The sequence below is a fragment of the Cryobacterium sp. TMT2-18-2 genome (assembly GCF_004402245.1).
In the GTDB taxonomy this organism is placed as follows: domain Bacteria; phylum Actinomycetota; class Actinomycetes; order Actinomycetales; family Microbacteriaceae; genus Cryobacterium; species Cryobacterium sandaracinum.
The window spans coordinates 130,126-149,029 of record NZ_SOFU01000005.1 but is presented as its reverse complement, the minus strand read 5'-3'; the positions used below and the strand labels follow the sequence as shown (position 1 = coordinate 149,029).

Genomic DNA, 18,904 nt, shown 5'->3' with positions numbered 1-18,904 from the left:
GGACTTCGCGTCTGCCGGGTCAGGTGATCGATGGGAGGGTGACGCGAGTGTGCCGATCCTCAGGACTCAGCGTGAATCGGGTTGACTGTTCACTCGCGGCGAACCTGGCGCTGGTGCCGAGCTGGTATTCGCCGGCGAATCCTTCGACCGAGACCCTGCCCCGCGCGTCGGTGAGCGCGGTCGTCGGTGCAAGCCACCATTCGCCCTTCACGAGCCCGCGCAACGCGTCGTAGGACGGCTTCGGAGTGCCGTCGGCGCGCACCAGCCCGATCGGTGCGCCGAGCCAGGCGCCTGCGTCGGTGATGCCCCAGTAGGTGACGGCCTCGACCGAGGGATGCGCCATGAGTGAGCGGTAGTGTCGCTCGAGGTCGTCCGCCTGGCGGGCCTCTCCTTCCGGAGTCGACGGCCACTCCGAGACGCGGTAGTCGTTCAGGTCCACGATGTCGGCCGGCATGAGGTCGCCGGAAACGAGAGATGACTCGGTCAGGTGCAACGGCAGGCCGTATCGGGCGAACCGGTCGACCATCCCGAGCATGGCGTCCTCACCCCAGTACCCCTGGTGCATGTGGGTTTGCAGCCCGAGGGCATCGATCTCGACGCCGGACTCGAGGACCCCTTCGATGAGGCACTCGAAGGCGCTCGAGAGATCGAAGTCATTGAGCAGCAGCGTGGCGCGAGGATTCACCGCGCGGGCCTCTTCGAACGCCAGGCGGATCATCGGGATGCGCCCCCTGGCGCGAGCCAGCGGGGTGATGCCGTTGTCCCCGTTTTCGAATACCGGCATGATGACGGCTTCGTTGATGGCGTCCCAGGTGTCGACGAGCCCCTCAAAGTCGGCGACGTCGCGGCGGATGCGTTCGCGCTGCAGCCGTTCGACCTCGTCGACGGGCAGGCCGAGCAGCCAATCGGGCTGCACGGTGTGCCAGACGAGCGGATGACCCTTGAGCTTCACGCCGCGGCCGCGGAACCACCTTGCGGCCTGTTGCAGCCGGGCCGTGTCCGGTGCGCCGCGGGTGGGCTCGAAGCGGCCCCAATAGAACGGCAGCGTTGCCGTGTTGAAGACGTCAGCGTAGAGCGTGGCGAGGCTCTCGGTGCCGATCTCGTCAGGCTCGCCGTTCGCGAGGCCGAGGAAATCGAAGCCGATGTTGCCGAAGCCGAAGGCGTGGTCCAGCTGGGCGACGACGATCTCCGTGTTTGGCAGGACCTCACCGGACGCATCCGTCACGGTCACGACGGTGGTACAGAGCCGATGGGCGGGTGCCGAGGCGGAGGAGAGGGCCGCGGAGGGCATCATTGCAGAGTCACTTTCCAGACTGGAGTGTTGATCCAGCCGACGAATCGGGGTGCTGGGCGAATGGGAAGTCAGGATTCGACCGGCACGGGGCCGGTGCTCGCCCGGACCACGAGCTTGGCAGGGAGTTGGACATGGTGAGGGACGTCTTCCCCGTCGAGCAGCTTCACCAGCATCTGCAGGGCCTGTGCCCCCAGGTCGTGCAGTGGCTGGGCCATGGTCGTCAACGGCGGTGTCGAGCTCGCGGCCTCGGGGATGTCGTCGAATCCGATGACGGAAACGTCTTCCGGCACCCGCAGTCCGAGTTCGCGGGCGACTTTCAGGACGCCGAGCGCGGACATGTCGTTTGCGGCGAACACCGCGGTCGGTCGATCCGGCCGCGTCAGCAGTTCACGAGCCGCGTCGGCCGTCAGGGCGGCCTGGTATCCACCGTCGCGAACGAGGGTCGGGTCGAATGGGATGCCGGCGTTCTCGAGCGATTCACGGTAACCGGCCTCACGCAACTGGGCCGAAGCCAGGTCGCTGCGCCCTCGGATATGTGCGATGCGGCGGTGTCCCAGTTCGATGAGGTGCCGGGTCGCCACCCGGGCGCCGCCGATGTTGTCCGAGTCGATTGTCGCGGGTCCGCCCGGCCCCGTGTGCGGGTCGATCGCGACGACGGGGATCGAAGTCGTCGGCATGAGCAACGTGGGCGTGACGATGATGGCGCCGTCGATGAGCGTGCCGGCCAGGCGCGAGAGGGATCGGCGTTCCCAGCCCGCGCTGATGCCGCCCGGCGCGAGGGCCGAATACGCGAGCAACTCATAACCGGTCCCGGTGGCAGCGGTGGATATGCCTTTGAGCAGCTCGACCGAGAACGACTCGAATTCAGAGACGAGGATGCCGATCACATTGCTGCGCTGTCGACGCAGACTCGAAGCCACAAGCGAGGGCTCATAGCCGAGTGCGGCGACGACTTCCGTCACTCGCTTGAAGGTCGCCGGAGCGACGCCGTAACGCAGATTGACGACCTTCGACACCGTCGGCACCGAAACGCCGGCTTGGCGCGCGACGTCGGCGATCGTCACTCGCCCAAGCGGGGGGGATGGGTTGACATCAAGGGTCACACTACTCACAGTACAGCGCCGGGCAACAGATCAAGAGCCGAATCACCCCGTTAGAAATCGTTATCGATATCGATTGACAAGATGGATGCCGTGCTGGGAAGCTCTGGGTGTGGCGGACGAATGTCGTGTGTCACCGATGACTACCAAGGAGCTTCCACAATGAAGAGGAAAAACCGAACCGCGGGAATTCTCGCGCTGGCCGTGAGCACCGCCATGCTCGCTTCCGGGTGCGCCAGTGGCGGCGACAGCGGTTCGAGCGACACGGTCGCCCTGACCTTCTGGCAGAACTCAACGACAGGAGAAGGCAAGGCCTACTGGGAGAAGACGGTCGCCGAGTTCGAGGCGGCCAACCCGAAGGTCACAATCGAAATGCAGTCCATCCAGAACGAGGAGATGGACGGAAAGCTTCAGACCGCGCTGAACTCCGGCGATGCACCGGACATCTTCATGGCACGGGGCGGCGGCAAGCTGGTGGATGTCGTGGCGGCCGGACAGGCCATGGACATCACAGACTTCATCGACGAGGCTACGAGTGCGGCGGTGCCCGAGGGCGTGCTCAGTGCCTTCGCGGTCGAGGGCAAGATCTACGGAATGCCGACCGCAGTGCTTCCTGGCGGCATCTACTACAGCAAGGACCTCTTCGCGGAGGCCGGCATCGACACCGTGCCGGCGACGATGGCCGAGCTGGGCACCGCGGTGGACAAGCTCAAGGCCGCCGGTATCGCGCCGATCGCCGTGGGTGCCAAGGACGCCTGGCCCGCCGCGCACTGGTACTACTTCTTCGCTCAGCGGGCCTGCTCGCAGGACGCCATGGACAAGGCAGCCGAGTCCAAGACGTTCGACGACGCCTGCTGGCTGAACGCGAGCGAGCAGATGGAAGAGTTCATTGAGACCGAGCCGTTCAACGATGGCTTCCTCACCACGTCCGCACAGCAGGGAGCAGGCAGTTCGGCCGGCCTTCTGGCGAACCACCAGGCGGCCATGGAACTCATGGGTGCGTGGAACCCCGGCGTGATCGCATCGCTGACCCCCGACGAGAAGCCGCTGGCTGACCTCGGCTGGTTCCCCTTCCCGGAGATCGACGGCGGCGAAGGTGCGGCCGGCGCGATGATGGGCGGCGTGGACGGCTTCACCTGCTCGGCTCAGGCGCCGCAGGAGGAGTGCACCGACTTCCTCAACTTCTTCATGCAGAAGGAGCAGCAGGAAGGGTACGCGAACGCGTTCCACACGCTTCCGGCCAATACGGAGGCTCAGGACGTCGTGACCGATGATGCATTGAAGTCCATCCTGGAGGCCTACAACGAGGCACCGTACGTGACCGTCTGGCTGGACACCCTGTTCGGCCAGAACGTCGGCAACGCGCTGAACACCGGCGTCGTCGACATGCTGGCCGGCAAGAGCGGCGCAGCGGACCTCGTCGCGGGCGTCAACGCGGCAGCGGCTAAGGGTTAGCTCGCAACCATGAGAAAAGAGTCCGCAGGCGCTGCGTCGTTGACCGACGCGCGGCCGCTGCCGGGCACGCAGAAAGCTGGGGACGGTGCACCTCGTGCATCGTCCCCGGCCGGGACGCGCCCCACCCGAAGAACTGCAGACTGGCGGAAGCGCCTGGAGATAGCGGTCCTCTCCGGACCGGCGATCCTCGTCTTCGTCGGCTTCGTGATCCTCCCGGTCATTCTGGCCGCCTACTACGGCTTCTTCCGTTGGAAGGGTTACGGGCCGGCAACCGATTTCGTCGGCTGGGGCAACTACGTGATCATCTTCGCGGACAGCGCGTTCCACGAGGTGCTGATGCACAACGGCATCATCCTCGTGCTGTCGCTGGTCATCCAGCTGCCGATCGCACTCATTCTGGCTCTGCTCATCAACCAGAAGATCCGGGGACGCTCCCTCATCCGCGTTCTGATTTTCGTTCCGTACATCATCTCCGAGGTCATCGTCGGCATCGGCTGGGGTCTGATGCTCCAGACCAATGGCGCGGTGAACGACCTGCTGGAGAGTGTCGGTCTGGGCGCGTTCCAGGCCGACTGGCTCTCAGACCCCAAGATCGCCATCTGGTCGCTGATGCTGATCATCTCCTGGAAGTACATCGGCTTCGCCGTCATCCTCTTCCTCGCCGGGCTTCAGGGAATCCCGGAGGAGCTCTTCGAGGCGGCGTCGATCGACGGCGCGAGTTACTGGCAGGTGCAGCGCAGCATCACGCTGCCGCTGCTCGGCCCGACCCTGCGCACCTGGGCGTTCCTGTCCATCATCGGGTCACTTCAATTGTTCGACCTTGTCTTCATCATCTGGGGCCAGTACGTCGCTTCGACGGCGGGTACCTCGACCATGGCGACCTACATGGTCGCGAACGGGCGCACCTCGGGCAACTTCGGCTACGGCAGCGCCGTCGCGGTTGTCATGTTCCTGATCTCGCTTGTCATCGCGCTGACCTACCAGCGCTTCGTCTTGCGACGTGACACGGCCGGCGCGCTCACAGAGGGGAAGAAATGATGTCGGTTCTGACCAGTGAGAGGGCCTCACGCACGGAGGCCCCACGGGTTCAGCATGGCTCGAAAGGTCGTGACAAGTGGGGCAGCCCCGTCACGTACTTCATCGCATTCCTGTTCATCGCCCTGTGCCTCGGGCCGGTCCTCTACATCATCGTCGGGGGCTTCCGCGACAATTCCCAGATCACCTCGTCGCCTGCCGGGCTCCCGGGTCCGTGGCGCTTCGACAACTATCTCGACGTCCTGACCGCTCCGACTTTCTGGCAGCAGATCGGCAACTCGGCAATCGTCAGCGGCTTCACGACGATCGGTGTCGTCGTGCTCGGGGTGATGGTGAGCTTCGTCCTGGCCCGCTATGACTTCCACGGGCGCGGGCTGATGTATGCCCTGTTCGCAGCCGGACTCATGTTCCCGATGACCGTTGCGATCACGCCGCTCTACATCCTGGTCAAGCAACTGGGCCTGATGAACAGCCTGGCGGGCGTGATCCTGCCGCAGATCGCCTTCGGCCTGCCGGTGACCGTTATCATCCTGGTGCCGTTCCTCAAGGCGATTCCCAAGGAGATCGAGGAAGCCGCGTCGATCGACGGGGCGAGCCGACTCGGGTTCTTCTTCCGCATGGTGGTGCCGTTGTCGGTTCCTGGCGTGGTGACCACCGGCATCCTGGCCTTCGTCGCCAGCTGGAACAGCTACCTGCTGCCGCTGTTCATCCTGAGCGATCAGGCGATGTACACGCTGCCACTGGGCGTGCAGGCATTCGCGTCGCAGTATTCGGTGGACACGGCACAGGTTCTGGCCTTCACCTCCCTGTCGATGATTCCGGCGCTCATCTTCTTCACGCTGTTCGAGCGCCGCATCGTCGGCGGATTGACCGGCGCCGTCAAGGGATAGGCGTTCACGCGGTGCGCGGCCGTGAGGCGTCGCACCGCGCGCTGTCCCAACTGCATATCTGATCCTCTGAAGGAAAGTGTTGAACCCGTGACCCATGCCATCTCAGCCATGCCGGAGGTCTCGGAGCGCGTACTGGCGCTCCATGCCCGAATGACCCTCGAGGAGAAGCTCGCCCAGATTGTCGGCTACTGGCTCGATCAGAGCGGCGTCGTCGCGCCCATGCAGGGCGAGATGGCGGCAGGTCAGAAGGCTCCTGGCGACCTGTCCGAGGTGACCCGCCACGGCCTCGGGCACTACACCCGTGTCTACGGCACGCGGCCGGTGGATCCGGCGGAACGCGCCGCGTGGCTGTGGGGCGAGCAGCGCCGCCTCAAGCGGGAGACGCGCCTCGGAATCCCCGCGCTCGTGCACGAAGAGTGCCTGACCGGACTCGCCGCCTGGAAGGCGGCCGCGTTCCCGACTCCGCTCGCGTGGGGAGCCTCCTTCGACCCGGCGCTGGTCGAGGAGATGGCCGGCGTCATCGGCGACTCGATGAAGCAGCTGGGCATCCACCAGGGGCTCGCCCCGGTGCTCGACGTCATCCGGGACCCGCGCTGGGGCCGGGTGGATGAGTGCATCGGCGAGGACCCCTATCTGGTCGCCACCGTCGGCACGGCCTACGTGCGCGGGCTCCAGGGCGCAGGGGTGCACGCGACGCTGAAACACTTTCTCGGATACTCCGCGTCGCGCGCCGGACGCAACCACGCACCGGTGCACGCGGGTCCGAGGGAGATCGCCGATGTCTTCCTGCCACCGTTCGAGATGGCGATCCTCGACGGCGGTGCGAAGTCAGTGATGAACTCATACACCGACATCGACGGAATCCCGATGGCCGCCAACGCCGACTACCTGACCGGTGTCCTGCGGCAGAAACTCGGCTTCGACGGTGTCGTCGTCGCCGACTACTTCGCTGTGGCGTTCCTCGAAGTCATGCACGCCGTCGCGGCCGACCGGGGCGAGGCGGCGGCGCTCGCGCTGGAAGCGGGCATCGACATCGAACTGCCCACCGGCGACGCCTACCTGCAGCCCCTGGCCGACCGCATCCGCGCCGGTCTGTTCGACGAGGCCTATGTCGACCGTGCGGTCTTGCGCGCTCTCGCGCAGAAGGAGGAGCTGGGGCTTCTCGACGAGGACGCCTACGAGGATGAGCCGCCGACGGACATCGACCTCGACTCGCCGCGCCACCGGGAGCTGGCCCGCCGACTGGCCGAGGAATCCATCGTGCTGTTGTCGAATGACGGGGTGCTGCCGCTGGAGCGAAGGGCGCGGCCGCTCTCGACGGTGGCGGTCATCGGCCCCAACGCTCACCGTGCCACGGCGCTTCAGGGGTGCTACTCCTTCGCGAACCATGTTCTCGCCGGCTATCCCGATCTCCCGCTCGGCTTCGAGATCCCGACGGTACTCGAGTCGCTCCCCGGTGCCTTCCACACGGCCGGTCTCGCCATGCCGGCGTTCGTGTACGCCGAGGGGTGCGCCGTCGAAGGCGACGACGAGTCCGGCTTCGCCGCCGCCGTGGACGCTGCGTCGGCGAGTGAACTGGCTATTGTCGTCGTGGGCGACCAAGCGGGCCTCTTCGGTCGCGGCACCGTCGGCGAGGGCAATGACTCCGAATCTCTTGAGCTGCCAGGTCTGCAACGCCGACTCGTCAAGGCCGTGATCGCGACCGGAACGCCCGTCATCATGGTGCTGTTGACCGGGCGGCCGTACGCGATCGGTTGGGCCGTCGAGGGCGGGAGCGCAGCCCCGGCTGCCGTACTCCTGGCATTCTTTCCCGGAGAGGGCGGCGGCCTCGCGATTGCCGACATCCTCACGGGCCGGGTCAATCCATCAGGACGCCTTCCCGTCTCCATGCCGCGGTCGGCCGGTGCACAGCCGTATTCGTACCTGCACCCGGTTCTCGGCGGGCCGTCCGACGTCACCGCCACCGATTCGACACCGGTGTTCCCCTTCGGGTTCGGTCTGTCCTACACCTCCTTCGACTACTCCGACTACGTAGTCGATCCCGCCGCGCCTGCCACTGGCGGCTTCACCGCCACGGTGACGGTGACCAACACGGGCGCCGTTCGCGGAACCGACATCGTGCAGCTCTACGGCCACGACGTGCACGGCACGGTAGCCCGGCCGGTGGCGCAACTGCTCGGCTATTCCCGGGTCGAACTCGATGCGGGCGAGTCCCGCCGACTGACCTTCTCGGTGCCGGCGAGCCGATTCGCCTTCAGCGACCGACGCATGGTCAAGATCGTCGAGCCCGGCAACGTCGAGGTGTGGTTCGCCTCCCACGTGGCCGTCTCAGGCGGCGTGCCTGCCGAGGAGGCCGCCATCAGTGCCATCGTCAGCGAGAAGCTCATACCGGTGAGACGGATACCCGGTGTGTCGACCGCCCGCGCAATCGTTTCGATCACCGGCGACGTCCATGAAATCACCGCGGCGGATCTCCGCACGGTGGCCGTTCGACAGGACGCGCTGGTCCGGGAACAGGTGTCCGCCTGAACGCGCCACACCTGAGCCGAACAGCCTCCCTCCCGCTTCCCTGCACATCAAGAACCAAAGGAATACGCACCAGTGACAAACGCGTGCATTGCCATCGACCGCACGGCGGTCGTTGCCCCCGTCAACCGTCGTATCTTCGGCTCCTTCGTGGAACATCTGGGTCGGTGTGTCTACGACGGCATCTACGAGCCGGGACACGCGACGGCCGACGAGGACGGTTTTCGGCTGGATGTCGTCGACCTGGTCAGGGAATTGGGCTCGTCGACCATCCGCTATCCCGGCGGCAATTTTGTCTCCGGTTATCGCTGGGAAGACGGGGTCGGTCCCAAGGAGCAACGCCCGGTGCGCCGCGACCTGGCGTGGCATTCACTCGAGACCAATCAGGTCGGCCTGGACGAGTTCGCGCGGTGGTGTGATCTGACGGGCTCCGAATTGATGATGGCGGTGAATCTCGGCACGCGGGGCATCGAAAACGCTCTCGATCTGCTGGAGTATGCCAATCACCCGTCTGGCACGGCGCTCAGCGACCAACGCATTGCCAACGGCACGGCCGCACCTCACGACATTCGGATGTGGTGCCTGGGCAATGAGATGGATGGTCCGTGGCAGACCGGCTACATGTCGGCCGATGATTACGGCAAGCTGGCCGCTCGAACGGCGCAGGCGTTGAAGGCCGCCGACAAGAATCTGGAGCTGGTCGTCTGCGGGTCCTCGGGTTCGTCGATGCCGACGTTCGGCGATTGGGAGCGCACCGTCCTCGAGCACAGCTATGAGCACGTCGACTACATATCCGCCCACGCGTACTACCAGGAGCGCAAAGGGGATTTGGGATCGTATCTCGCGTCGTCGCTGGACATGCAGTACTTCATCGACACCGTCGTCTCGACGGCCGATCACGTGAAGAACAAATTGCACAGCAAGAAGACGATCAAGATCTCGTTCGACGAGTGGAACATCTGGTACCTCGACGAGCACCGGGCGTCAGAGGAGGTCAATGAGCAGTGGTGCGTGGCACCGCGTCAGCTGGAGGACACCTATTCGGTGGCGGATGCCGTGGTGCTGGGCAATCTGCTGATCACCCTGTTGAAGAATCACGACCGGGTGGGGTCGGCGTCACTGGCCCAGCTGGTGAATGTGATCGCGCCCATCATGACGGAGCCGGGTGGGGCGTCCTGGCGTCAGACGACATTCTTCCCGTTCTCGGTGACATCGCGGCTAGCTCGCGGCGAGGTGTTGCGACCGCGAATCGACGTCGGCACCTATGAGACGGCCGTCTACGGCGCCGCGCCTCTGGTGGATTCGGTGGCGACCCACGACCCGGAGAGCCGAGTGTCTGCGGTGTTTCTGGTGAACCGCAGCCAAACCGAGTCGTTGGACGTGACCATCGAAGTGGCCGATCTGGGCGCATCCGTCATCGACGAGGCTGTCAGCGTGCACGATTCCGATGTCTACGCGCAGAACACGCTGGCAGATCAGACGCGGGTGGCATTGAAGTCGCTCACCCACGCCGTGCTCACCGACGGCGTGCTCACCGTGACGCTGCCTCCGGTCTCCTGGTCAGCGATTGCCCTGCGATGACGATGACTGCCACGCCGCGAAAAGTTCTGTACATCGGTGGTACCGGCACGATCAGCTCGTCGTCCGTTCATTTGTCTGTCGCCCAGGGTATGCAGGTGTTCGTGCTCAACCGTGGACACAACGCCAGGGGGCGACAGCTGCCCGGCTCGGTCACCTGGTTGACCGGTGACATCACGGATCGTGATTCCGTCACTGCGGCGCTCGGCGACTTGCGGTTCGACGTTGTCGTCAATTTTCTCTGTTTCAACGCCGCCGACGCGGCACAGGCGATCGAGATATTCCGCGATCGCACCCGCCACTACGTCCACATCAGCACCGCGTCGATGTATCGCAAGCCGATCCTTCAGGTTCCGATCGTGGAATCGAACCTGCGTCAGAATGGCTTTCTGCGGTACGCGCGGGAGAAGATCGCCGCCGAGGACACCCTGATGCGTGCGCATGTGGATGACGGGTTCCCGGTCACCATCGTGCGACCGTCTCACACCTACGACGAGGCGAACCCACCTCTCGCCGGCGGTTGGACGGTCTTCGATCGAATCGAGCGTGGAGCCGAAATCGTCGTCCACGGTGACGGCACGTCGTTGTGGACTCTGACCCACGCGGCCGACCTGGCGCAGGGCCTGGTGGGGCTGCTCGGGAATCAGCGGGCGATCGGCGAGGCGTTCCACATCACGTCAGATGACGTCTACACCTGGGATCAGATCTACTCGCTCGTCGGTGCCTCGCTGGGCGTGCCGGCGAAACTCGTCCATGTTCCGTCGGAGTTCTTCCCCGTTGCTGCACCCGATTGGGGCTGGTCCGAATTGTTCGTCGGAGACCTGGGCCACAGTGCGATCTTCGATACTTCCAAGATTCGCCGGTATGTTCCGGGATATGCGCCCAGCCGTACGTTCGTCGAAACGGTCGTGGAGATGGCGCGCTGGCGAAGCGGGCATCCGGCTGAAGCGGCAGGGGATCCGACTGCCGAAGCCGTGATCGACCGCATGGCGCTGGGGTATCACGAAGCGCGGACGATCTTCGAACGGCTCGCGCCTGACATTCACGTCCCTATTTGAGTTTCGAAGGGTTATCCATGACCACCGCACCACCTTAGGCATCCGCCCCGTCACGCACTCGTCGTGCGTGGCGGATGGGACGGCCACCAGCCCGTCGACACGACGAATCTGTTCATTCCATTTCTGGAGGAGAACGGTTTCACGGTGAGCATCGAAGGCTCACCGGCGCCGTATGCCGATTCCGAGTACATGGCCCTGATCGATCTCGTCCTGCAGACCAACACCATGGCCTCGATCGAAAAGGACGAATTCACGGGGCTGAAGGCGGCCATCGAAAGCGGCGCGGGGTCGGCGGCTGGCACGGCGGCATCGCCGATTCGTACCGCACCAACGTTGACTACCTGCAACTCATCGGTGGTCAATTCGCGGCTCACCCCGGCAAGGAACCCACCGACCACACCGGGGAACAATCTGACAACTACGTTCCCCACCGCATCAACATGCTTCCCGCCGCCGCGGATCACCCGATCACCCGGGGCATCGACGATTTCGATCTGGTCAGCGAGCAGTACTGGGTGCTCCACGACGACTACAACGATGTGCTGGCCACGACCACGCAGGCTGTTCGCCCCTGGGACCCGTGGCACCGCCCGGTCACCTCGCCGGCCATCTGGACCCGGCAGTGGGGACAGGGGCGCATCTTCGTGTCCACCCCCGGGCATCGGGTCGACATTCTGCAGAACGCCAGCGTGCGCACCATGATCGAAAGGGGACTGCTATGGGCAGCCCGTTGAGAATAGGAGTAGTCGGCGTCGGAAAGATCAGCGAGCAGTATTTCGCCGAGTTTCCCAAGCTCCCCGGACTCAAGCTCGTGGCGGTCGCCGATCTGGATGCTTCTCGCGCGGCCGCCGTGGCGGCGGAGCAGGGTGTGCCGGCACTGACCGTCGACGAGCTGATCGCCTCGCCCGACGTGGACGCGGTGCTGAATCTCACCATTCCGGCAGCCCACGCCGAGGTGGCGCTGCGCGCGCTGGCAGCCGGTAAACACGTTTACGGGGAGAAGCCCCTCGCATTGAATCCGGACGAGGCGACACCTGTTCTCAGGTTGGGCGTCGAACGCGGTCTGCGGGTGGGGTCCGCTCCGGACACTGTGCTGGGTACGGGGGTGCAGACTGCCCGTGCGCTGCTCGATGACGGCCGCATCGGAACGCCGGTGGCGGCATCCGCTTTCTGGACGGCGCCGGGGCACGAACTCTGGCACCCTGCCCCGCAGTTCTACTATTCGGAGGGTGGCGGGCCGCTGTTCGACATGGGCCCGTACTACCTGAGCGCCCTCGTCACGCTGCTCGGACCGGTCGTGCGCGTATCGGGCAGCGTCGGACGCTCGGGGCGGGAGCGCACGGTGGCGACCGGGCCGCTCGAGGGAACGAGCCTCAGGGTCGAGATCGACACACACGTTTCCGCTTTGCTGGAGCATGCATCGGGCGTCACCTCGACGGTCATGATGAGCTTCGATGTGTGGGCGGCCCGGTTGCCGCGCATCGAGATCTACGGCACTCTCGGAACGATCGCGGTGCCTGACCCGAACCGTTTCAGCGATGCGACTGAGCTCTACACGAGTGACGACCGTCGTTGGCGCGAGGTGGAGCCCGAGGCCGGGTATGCGGATGCCGGGCGCGGCTACGGCCTGGCCGACATGGCGAGGGCCATTGAAACCGATCGCCCGCACCGGGCCTCCGCAGAATTGGCCTTCCACGTGTTGGAGATCATGGACGCCATCCTGCGCGCCGCCCATGATCGCTCTGTCATGGAACTGACCAGCACCGTGGAACGGCCGGCCATCGTGCCCGAGGGCGCCCTGCCGAGCCGCTGGTAGCAGGAAGGTCCCGCAGGGCCGGTCGCAGTGCTGCAGGGTCACAGGCCGACTAGGGAATAGGATTATGTTTATGCTTCAAACAAATAGCCCGTTGCCGGATCCCGAGCCCACGGAGTACGACAAGATGGTCGCCGGGGACTGGTACCGATACCGCTCCGGCCCAGAGCTCGCCGAGATGACGATCGCCACCCAACGCACCTGCCGGCGCATCACCGCTCTCTTCGATGAGGACCGGGACGCAGCCCAGGAGCTGTTCGTCGGCATGCTCGGCACGGCCGGAGAGGGCCTGGACTTCCGGCCGCCCCTGTACCTGGACTACGGTTCAAGGCTGCACGTGGGTGCCCACACCTTCATCAATGCCGACCTCCTGGCCCTCGGCGGCGGGGAGATCACGATCGGGCGGAACGTCCTGATCGGCCCGAGCGTTCGACTGTACACACCGGTCCACGCCCTCGACATCGACGAGCGACGGGCCGGCTACGAGAGGGTGTCGCCGATCAACATCGGCGACGATGTGTGGCTCGGCGGCAACGTCGTGGTCTGCCCCGGCGTCACGATCGGTGCCGGCAGCGTGATCGGCGCCGGCTCCGTCGTCACCCGCGATGTGCCGCCGGGAGTGATCGCCGTCGGCAACCCGGCTCGCGTCGTCCGCACGCTCGACGAGGGTGAGACCGCGGCCGAGGGCCAGTCGTCACCGACCGGCCCGTCGCTGTAGCACGTCCGGAACGGGCACAGCCGGGCGGCGGTAGCCTTGGATTGATTACCTGATGGGAAGGCACTGATGCAGGGAACCAACAACGACGACGTGCGACGGCACAACCTGTCGGTCGTCCTCCGCCTGGTGCACAGGGACGGACCGACGCCGCGCGCGGCGCTGACGCGTCGGACCGGCCTGAACCGGTCGACCATCGCCGCTCTCGTCGCCGAACTCGAGTCGCTCGGGCTCGTCGGGGAGCGCGACCCGGAATCCACCAACCAGGTGGGCCGGCCCAGTCCGGTCGTCTTCTGCGCCGAACGGGTGGTCGCCCTCGCGGTGAACCCCGAGATCGACGCCGTCACGATCGGGATCGTCGGGCTCGACGGCACCGTGCACCGCCGCATCCGTTACCCGACCGAACGGCCGCCGACCGCCAGCGAGGCCGTGAACATCTCCGCCGCCGTGATCGAGGGGATGCGAGGCGAACTCGAGACCCGCTTCCGCGTGGTCGGAATCGGCGTCGCTGTTCCGGGACTCGTGCGCGCCCCCGACGGCCTGGTGCGCCAGGCCCCCCACCTCGGCTGGGTGGACGAGCCGTTCAAGGACATGCTCGAGCAGGCCACGGGCTATCCCGTGGCCGCCGCCAACGATGCGATCCTCGGCGCGATGGCCGAGCACCATTTCGGTGCGGGGAAGGGCTTCACCGACCTGATCTACCTCAACGGCGGCGCCAGCGGCATCGGCGGCGGCATGATCATCGGCGGCACCGTGGTGGACGGCATCGCCGGCTACGCGGGGGAGTTCGGCCACATCCGGGTCAGCGACAGCGCCCGAACGGACACGGCCGGGATCGCCGGAACCCTCGAAGCCGAGGTCACCCGCGAGGAACTCCTCGAACCCCTCGGCCTGGCCGGCGCGGATGCCGACGAACTCGAGCAGGCACTGCTCGCCTCCGACGCGCCCGCCGTGCGGGCCGAGGTCAACCGTCAGGTCGACTTCCTGGCGGTGGCCCTGGCCGGGGCGATCAACATCCTGAACCCGCAGCTGGTCGTGCTCGGCGGATTCCTGGCGGCCCTGTTCTCGGTCGACCCGGAGCGCCTGAGGCTGGCCGTGGCCTCGATGACCCTGAGCTCCTCCTTCGACCTCGTGCGGGTCAGCGCGGCCGAACTCGGCTCGAATCTGCTGATGATCGGCGCTGCCGAGCTTGCCTTCGAGCAGCTGCTCGACGACCCGAGCGGATTGCCCGCCGTGGGCTGAACGCCGAGGGCGCCGAAGCGGCGGGCGCCCGGTGCACGATCGGGCCGATATCTGCAACTTCCGCGGTGTTCCCCGCATGGGGGAATAGGCGCCGGCGTGGCTGCCTTGTCTCCAAGAGCGGTTCCGTATTCCGCTGCTGGTACTGACGCCCGTGATGCGGTGCCTCGAACACCTTTTCAGACCAGCACGCCTGCGCCCCATCGGGCCGGCCCCATCGATACGAGGATCAACACCACGTGACTACCGCCGCCATCACCGTCATCACCGCCGCCGACCTGAGGTCGGCCGCGAAGCATCCCGGCGACGCTCTCTCCCGCGGCCAGCGCCTGGTCTACATCCTCGTGCTCGGTGCGCTCACCGCTCTCGGCCCGTTCACGATCGACCTGTACCTGCCCGCGTTCCCCACCCTGGAGGGTGAGTTCGGTGTCTCGGCGGCCGCCATCCAGCTGACCCTCACCGGCACCATGATCGGGTTCGGGTTCGGCCAGCTTGTGGTCGGCCCGTGGAGTGACAAGGTCGGGCGCCGCCTGCCGCTGATGCTCGCGACCGGCTTCCACATTCTGGCGAGTGTCGGCGCCGCCCTCTCGCAGGACATCGTCTGGCTCGGGGTCTTCCGTCTGCTGCAGGGCTTCGGCGCCGCGGCCGGCGCGGTCGTCGCCCTGGCGATGGTGCGCGACCTGTTCGGCGGCAAGCCGCTCGTGAAGATGCTTTCCCGCCTTGCGCTGATCAGCGGCCTGGCCCCCGTGCTGGCCCCGGTCATCGGCTCGCAGCTGCTGCTGGTGATGAGCTGGCGCGGCATCTTCTGGGTGCTCGCCGCCTACGGTGCGGTCGTGATCCTGGCCGTCGCGTTCTGGATCGTCGAGACGCTGCCGGATGCCGAGCGCCACACCAAGGGGCACAGTTCCCTCGGTCAGCGCTACCGTGCGGTGCTCAGCGACCGGATCTTCGTCGGCGTCGCGATTATCGGGGCGATGACCTTCACGGGTCTGTTCTCCTACCTTTCGGCGTCGTCGTTCCTGTTCCAGCAGGTCTACGATTTCAGTCCGCAGCAGTACGGCGTGCTCTTCGCCGTCAACTCGCTCGGCATCGTGATGGGTGTGCAGCTCAGCTCCCGACTCATGCACCGCTTCAACATCGGCCCGCAGTGGATCATCTCGGTGTCCACCGTGGTGCTCCTGATCACGGCCGCGGCCATCGTGCTGCTCGACCTCGCCGGCGCGGGACTCTGGGGCACCCTGGTGCCGCTGTGGTTCTTCATCGCGGCTTGCGGTTTCACCCTCCCCAGCGTGCAGGTCATCGCCCTGAACGCGCACGCGCATGAGGCCGGAACCGCCGCGTCGCTGCTCGGCGCCGCGAACTTCGGCGTCGCCGGACTGATCTCCCCGGTCGTCGGCGTGCTCGGCGTCGGGACAGCGGTCCCGATGGGCGCCGTGATGGGCGTCACCGCCATCGTGTCGATCTTCGCCTTGTGGCTCATCGTGCGCCCCCGGTCAGTGCCCGCGCTGGGGTACTGAGGCCGGATGGGCGCCGGGTGGCGGCATCCGTCAGCCTCCGGTCAGTGGCCAGTGGCCAGTGGCCAGTGGCCAGTCCTTAGGCGTCAGTTGCCGCCGGTGGCTAACTCAGGAGATTTCCGATGGCGAGGCCGAGGTGACGACGGATGCCGCGTGATTCCGGCATCCGTCGCCACCGGCTTCGCAGATCTCCTGAGTAAGCCCCCGGAGATGCGCGGCAAATGGCCAGGCCGAACAGTCGCACGCTCGCACCGATCTAGCATGGTCAAATGATGAGCGAGCGCGCCCCCGAGACCGCAGCCACCCCCGCCACCCGGCGCATCGCCCGCCGGTGGCCTCTGGTCAGCGGGTCCGCGGCGCTGTTGCTGGCCGTGGGGCTCGGCGCCCTGATCGTGCTGCGCGGCAACGGCCGCCCGCTGAAGATCGACGCCGAGTGGATGGACGAGATCCTCGAGCACCGGGCGCCCGCGTGGGAGTATCTCTCGCTCACGATGAACTACCTCGGTGCCGGAATCGCCGGCGTGATCGTGATCCCGGTGCTGATTCTGGTGGCGCTGCTGCTGCTCAAACGGCCGTGGGCGGCCGGCTTCTTCGTGGTTGCCACGATCGTGAGCTCGGGACTGGTGCAGGTACTCAAATCACTGTTCGGTCGGGCGAGGCCGGAAGACATGCTGGTCATGTCAGATTTCGGATCCTTTCCGTCCGGCCATGTCGCCAATGCGGCGACCATGGCGGTCTGTCTCGGCATCCTCTTTCCGCGCGTCTGGGTTTGGCTGGCCGGCGCCCTCTACACGGTTCTAATGATGGTCAGCCGCACCTATCTGGGTGCACACTGGCTCACGGATACGATCGGCGGGCTGCTGCTCGGTGCGTCCGTCGCCGTGCTGCTGTGGGCCCCGGTCGCCGCGAAGCTCCAGGGGGAGCGCGAACTGGCGGCGCAGCATCCGTCGCCCTTGCGAATTCGACGGAGAAATTCCGCGTAGAGCCCTAAGTCGGGGCAAAATCGCGCGTTTTGGGCAAAATCTCCGTCGAATTGGTTCGGGCAGGGCGCACGGGCGTGTCGGCAGTCGCATCGGAAACGGTGCCGAGGCATCCGTCGCCCCTAACGAATTCGACGGAGATTTTCCTCACGACAGCCCCACATCAGCCCGAAACGCGCGTTTTCCTCGAAATCTCTGTCGAATTGGTGAAGGGCGACGGGCGGGGCTGACGGCGACGGATGCCCCGGGGTAGCGTCGACGCATGAGAATCCTCCTTGTCGGAGCGGGCGGCGTCGGCGACGCGTTCGCGAAGATCATCGCCAGGCGCACGTTCTTCGAGCACGTCATCGTGTGCGACTACGACCGGGCCCGGGCGGAACGCACCATCGTCGCAATCGGCCTGAAGCACGGGCACGCGGTGGCAGCCCGGTTCTCCGCCGAGCAGATCGACGCCGGCGACCCGGACATGGTCGCCGGCGTCGCGCTCAGGCACGGCGCCACCCACGTGATGAACGCGGTCGAGCCGAAGTTCGTGCCCACGGTGTTCGCCGGGGCGCTCGCCGCCGGCTGCGACTACCTCGACATGGCCGTGAGCCTGTCCGAACCGCACCCCACGGACCCCTACCGCCAGACCGGGGTCATGCTCGGCGACGACCAGTTCGCGCAGGCCGCCGACTGGGAGACCGCCGGCCGCCTCGCCCTGGTGGGCATGGGCGTCGAGCCGGGACTCTCGGATGTCTTCGCCCGCTACGCCTCGGACCACCTGTTCCGGCAGATCGAGGAGCTCGGCACGCGCGACGGTGCCAACCTGGTCGTGCACGACGACGTCGGGAACGAGATCTTCGCGCCCTCGTTCAGCATCTGGACCACGATCGAGGAGTGCCTGAACCCGCCGCTGATCTTCGAGAAGGACCGCGGCTGGTTCACCACCGAGCCGTTCAGTGAACCGGAGATGTTCGACTTTCCGGAGGGCATCGGCCGGGTCGAATGCGTGAACGTGGAGCACGAGGAGGTGGTGCTGATGCCGCGCTGGCTCGACGCGAATCGGGTCACCTTCAAGTACGGCCTCGGCGAGGAATTCATCGGCGTGTTGAAGACCCTGCACCTGCTCGGCCTCGACCGGGTCGACCCGGTGCGGGTGCGCAGCGCCTCCGGCCCGGCGCTGGTCGCCCCACGCGATGTGGTGGCCGCCTGCCTGACTGACCCGGCTACGATCGGCCCGCGGATGACCGGCAAAACCTGCGCGGGCGTGTGGGTCACCGGCACGGGGCCGGGCGGCCTGCCGCGCGAGGTCTACCTCTACCACGTCGCAGACAACGAGTGGACGACGCGCGAATACGACACCCAGTGCGTGGTCTGGCAGACCGCCCTGAACCCGGTGATCGCCCTGGAACTTCTGGCCGCGGGCACCTGGGCCGGCATCGGCGTGCTCGGCCCGGAGGCCTTCGATGCGAAGGCGTTCCTCGACCTGATGAGCGCGCCCGAATCCGAGGGCGGTTACGGCCAGCCCTGGGGGATGGAGGACCGGCTGGCGTCCTGACGCGCACTCGACCCTGCGACGTGCCAGGCGGATGCCCGAGCGCATAGCTGCGGCCGCGGCGCGGGTGGTGCGCCGCTACGCGCGTGGCGTGCCATCCGCGCAACGGCGCACCACCCGCGCGACGCGAATCCCGGCAGGGCGGGATCGGGATCACCGCCCGACCGAGC

General features: G+C 66.3%; 14 protein-coding genes and 1 pseudogene. 13 read left to right on the top strand and 2 right to left on the bottom strand.

Features of this window, described 5'->3' with window-relative positions:
* Positions 1-19: 19 nt before the first annotated feature.
* Positions 20-1,294, bottom strand: coding sequence for an endo-1,4-beta-xylanase (locus E3O22_RS01255; RefSeq protein WP_134394908.1), 1,275 nt, complete (start codon positions 1,292-1,294; stop codon positions 20-22).
* A 68-nt stretch (positions 1,295-1,362) separates the two neighbouring features.
* Positions 1,363-2,358, bottom strand: a complete 996-nt coding sequence (locus tag E3O22_RS01250; RefSeq protein WP_134394909.1) for a LacI family DNA-binding transcriptional regulator — start codon at positions 2,356-2,358, stop codon at positions 1,363-1,365.
* Between the two features lie 198 nt (positions 2,359-2,556).
* Here E3O22_RS01250 and E3O22_RS01245 point away from each other — a divergent pair, with 198 nt between their 5' ends.
* The 13 genes and pseudogenes from E3O22_RS01245 to E3O22_RS01185 all read left to right on the top strand — a co-directional run bounded on the left by E3O22_RS01245 (position 2,557) and on the right by E3O22_RS01185 (position 18,737).
* Positions 2,557-3,849: an ABC transporter substrate-binding protein gene (locus E3O22_RS01245; protein WP_134394910.1), complete on the top strand. Its 1,293-nt coding sequence runs from the start codon at positions 2,557-2,559 to the stop codon at positions 3,847-3,849.
* A 9-nt stretch (positions 3,850-3,858) separates the two neighbouring features.
* A complete protein-coding gene (locus tag E3O22_RS01240; protein ID WP_134394911.1) occupies positions 3,859-4,887 on the top strand; it encodes a carbohydrate ABC transporter permease in 1,029 nt (342 codons plus the stop codon).
* The gene (locus tag E3O22_RS01235) at positions 4,887-5,774 is read left to right on the top strand and encodes a carbohydrate ABC transporter permease (protein WP_198410550.1); all 888 of its coding nucleotides are present in this window, start codon (positions 4,887-4,889) and stop codon (positions 5,772-5,774) included. The genes E3O22_RS01240 and E3O22_RS01235 overlap by 1 nt, the downstream gene beginning before the upstream one ends.
* Positions 5,775-5,882: 108 nt before the next feature.
* Positions 5,883-8,303: a glycoside hydrolase family 3 N-terminal domain-containing protein gene (locus tag E3O22_RS01230; RefSeq protein WP_134394934.1), complete on the top strand. Its 2,421-nt coding sequence runs from the start codon at positions 5,883-5,885 to the stop codon at positions 8,301-8,303.
* A gap of 72 nt (positions 8,304-8,375) precedes the next feature.
* A complete protein-coding gene (locus tag E3O22_RS01225) occupies positions 8,376-9,881 on the top strand; it encodes an alpha-N-arabinofuranosidase (RefSeq protein ID WP_134394913.1) in 1,506 nt (501 codons plus the stop codon).
* Between the two features lie 2 nt (positions 9,882-9,883).
* Positions 9,884-10,936, top strand: a complete 1,053-nt coding sequence (locus E3O22_RS01220) for an NAD-dependent epimerase/dehydratase family protein (protein ID WP_241976464.1) — start codon at positions 9,884-9,886, stop codon at positions 10,934-10,936.
* A 63-nt stretch (positions 10,937-10,999) separates the two neighbouring features.
* Positions 11,000-11,670 (top strand): annotated as a pseudogene (locus E3O22_RS01215) (ThuA domain-containing protein).
* Complete coding sequence (locus E3O22_RS01210; protein ID WP_134394915.1) at positions 11,655-12,752, top strand: Gfo/Idh/MocA family protein; 1,098 nt, start codon at positions 11,655-11,657, stop codon at positions 12,750-12,752. Before E3O22_RS01215 ends, E3O22_RS01210 begins: the two are co-directional and overlap by 16 nt.
* Positions 12,753-12,822: 70 nt before the next feature.
* Complete coding sequence (locus E3O22_RS01205; protein WP_198410547.1) at positions 12,823-13,467, top strand: sugar O-acetyltransferase; 645 nt, start codon at positions 12,823-12,825, stop codon at positions 13,465-13,467.
* A gap of 66 nt (positions 13,468-13,533) precedes the next feature.
* Complete coding sequence (locus E3O22_RS01200) at positions 13,534-14,706, top strand: ROK family transcriptional regulator (protein WP_134394916.1); 1,173 nt, start codon at positions 13,534-13,536, stop codon at positions 14,704-14,706.
* Positions 14,707-14,942: 236 nt separating this feature from the next.
* On the top strand, positions 14,943-16,220 hold the full coding sequence (locus E3O22_RS01195) for a multidrug effflux MFS transporter (protein ID WP_241973434.1): 1,278 nt from the start codon (positions 14,943-14,945) through the stop codon (positions 16,218-16,220).
* 266 nt (positions 16,221-16,486) lie between these two features.
* The gene (locus tag E3O22_RS01190; protein ID WP_198410546.1) at positions 16,487-17,200 is read left to right on the top strand and encodes a phosphatase PAP2 family protein; all 714 of its coding nucleotides are present in this window, start codon (positions 16,487-16,489) and stop codon (positions 17,198-17,200) included.
* Between the two features lie 259 nt (positions 17,201-17,459).
* A complete protein-coding gene (locus tag E3O22_RS01185) occupies positions 17,460-18,737 on the top strand; it encodes a saccharopine dehydrogenase family protein (protein ID WP_134394917.1) in 1,278 nt (425 codons plus the stop codon).
* Positions 18,738-18,904 lie beyond the last annotated feature (167 nt).